This window comes from Corynebacterium sp. HMSC074C03, from assembly GCF_001838285.1.
Lineage (GTDB): Bacteria > Actinomycetota > Actinomycetes > Mycobacteriales > Mycobacteriaceae > Corynebacterium > Corynebacterium amycolatum.
The window spans coordinates 1-692 of the sequence record NZ_KV836236.1 but is presented as its reverse complement, the minus strand read 5'-3'; the positions used below and the strand labels follow the sequence as shown (position 1 = coordinate 692).

The window sequence follows — 692 nt, the reverse complement described above, 5'->3', positions numbered from 1 at the left end:
GGTAGAGGGTTTTGCCGGCATCGGTGCGGGGGTTGCTGGTGGTGTGGCGGCGGACTGTTCGTTGGGCGTGGACGAGGCAGCGTTGGATGCGTGTTGTTGGCCAGCAGTGGTGGATGGCTGATTGGGCACCTTGTCCGCCGTCTGTGACTGCGATTAGTGGTGCGGCAATGGGGCGTAGGAGTTCGGTGTAGGCGGCGGTGGTTTCGTGTCTGGCCCAGGTCCAGTTGATGACGTGGGTTTTACTGGCTGCGATCAGGAGGCATCCGGACTTTAGATAGGTCGCGTCGAGGAAGATTTGGTCATGGATGCGGAATGAGTCGATGGTGGGTGTGGGGATGATCCACCAGCACCATCGGAATCGGTGGTGCATGGTTTGCCTGGTTACGCCATGGTGTGCGGCGAAGGTGGTTAGAGATTGGGTGCCGGTGGCCCATTGGATGAACAAAGCCATGGTGGCGGTGTTTTTGTTGTGGGTTTGGGTGTTGCGGGTAAAGGAGTGTCCGCAGTGGGTGCAGCGCCAACGGGTGGTTGATTTGCTGGTGGTGCCGTTTTTCTTTGTGTTGTTGCCGCATAGTGGGCAGCTGGGGCGGTTGGTGGTCATCCTTTAATCCAACCGGTGTGCGGTTAGCACAAATGTGGCCGGAGGTGCGGGATGGTGTGGGTAATAGCTTTCGGGGAGCTATTCTTTGGTG

The 692-nt window shown here is 58.2% G+C and carries 1 pseudogene; it reads right to left on the bottom strand.

Features of this window, described 5'->3' with window-relative positions:
• Window positions 1-601 (bottom strand): annotated as a pseudogene (locus HMPREF2847_RS11290) (IS256-like element IS3503 family transposase); the annotation flags it as partial.
• Between the last annotated feature and the right edge of the window lie 91 nt (window positions 602-692).